General features: G+C 56.7%; 2 protein-coding genes. Both read right to left on the bottom strand.

Going from position 1 to position 1419, the window contains the following annotated elements:
- Positions 1-195: 195 nt before the first annotated feature.
- Positions 196-921, bottom strand: a complete 726-nt coding sequence (locus GOB86_RS15440) for a CbtA family protein (protein WP_165993544.1) — start codon at positions 919-921, stop codon at positions 196-198.
- A gap of 30 nt (positions 922-951) precedes the next feature.
- On the bottom strand, positions 952-1170 hold the full coding sequence (locus GOB86_RS15435) for a CbtB domain-containing protein (protein ID WP_165993543.1): 219 nt from the start codon (positions 1168-1170) through the stop codon (positions 952-954).
- Positions 1171-1419 lie beyond the last annotated feature (249 nt).

The raw sequence follows: 1419 nt of genomic DNA, 5'->3' as shown, positions 1-1419 counted from the left end.
AGACTGGGGCGGTTACAAGCGCATCGGGAACGAGGCCATCTTCGGTCTGCACTCCAGTATTACTTTCTAAAACTTATGGGGGACTTTGTTCTGGCAAAGTCACCCCCCTCTGTAGTCGGACCAAACAAAAAGGGCCACGCAACTGCGTGGCCCTTTTTTATACCAGCCCAGAAGGCCGCCAAAGGCAGAAACGCGTTAGCGCGCCTGCACCCGTGTGGACTGCAACAGCTTTTCCGCCAGCGCACCAAACACAAGCCCAAGGGTGGACCACATGACAAGCTGCATGCCAATGGCTGCCTCGCGGAAGCGCCAGAGTACAATGGCGGGAAAATCCCCCGGTACCTCGTTAATATCGGGCAGACCAAACTGCGCGGCCACCACAAGTGCAATGCCAAGGCCAATGCCACAGAGTGCCGCGTTCCACCGCCCCAACGGCGCGGACAAGGCCCGCCCGACCAGCAGCGAGATCATGGAAATGGCAATGGCAATACCCACCATGGCAAAATACATGGCCGTGCGCAGGCCAATGGTTTCCTCCAAGCCCACAGCAGGTGGGTTGGGCGGATATTTAAGGTCGGGGATGAGCACAAAGGTTAAAAAACCAACTCCTGCCAGCAGCAGTGCGAGCGCACGCGGGCTGGACAGGTTGAGGCGCTTGTACGCCAGTGCGAACACAATAGCGAACACACCACCATAAGCCGCGCCATACATCAGCACCGCAGTCAGCAGACCATACGACGCCTGCACGGCACGGCTGACAAGTTCGGGTTCGGGAGCGTTACCTGCCGCGGCATCCTGTGCGGCTTCAAACGCAATGGCCAGAGCGACCTGAGGTTCACCAAACAGTTTGGCGAACACAAAGCCCAGCAATGCAGCCACAATGCCCGCGGCCATGCCACGGGCGAGAAGACGACCAACCATGAGACGAGTTCTTTCCTGACGACTAGTTATTTAATGGCAGGGGAAACCAAGAAGGTGGCGGCCGTCATGCACGAATTCATGCACCGAATGACCGGAGATAAGGGAGGTCGCACCCTGCTCCGCACCCACAAAGTAAATCAGCAGTGCGGCCATGATCAGGCCAAACACGCCCCAGGGCAGAATGTCGCGCAGTGGAATACCGGCATCGGCCACCAGAGCGGGGGCAGTCGTATGAACAGATGTGTTCATGGTGTTATCCTTTTCTATCTTGGCATGGTGGCACAACGCAGAACGTGTGCAGGTTGGTCAGAAAAACAGGCAGTCTCATGGTTATCGTGGATGTATCATAGAATTTCGCCATCACACGGCAAGACTTTTAACTGCCGGGCCGCTATCCTCCTGCGTCATCCCCCCAAGCCCCATAAGTTTTAGAAAGTAATACTGGAGTGCAGACCGAAGATGGCCTCGTTCCCGATGCGTTTGTAACCGCCCCAGTCC

Source organism: Acetobacter lambici (assembly GCF_011516885.1).
Classification (GTDB): domain Bacteria; phylum Pseudomonadota; class Alphaproteobacteria; order Acetobacterales; family Acetobacteraceae; genus Acetobacter; species Acetobacter lambici.
This window is presented reverse-complemented; position numbering and strand designations above follow the sequence as displayed.

What these genes read in the sequence shown, in the direction of transcription:
- GOB86_RS15435 (WP_165993543.1), bottom strand. Translation starts at nt 1,170, where the DNA reads ATGAACACATCTGTTCATACGACTGCCCCCGCTCTGGTGGCCGATGCC.
- GOB86_RS15440 (WP_165993544.1), bottom strand. Translation starts at nt 921, where the DNA reads ATGGTTGGTCGTCTTCTCGCCCGTGGCATGGCCGCGGGCATTGTGGCT.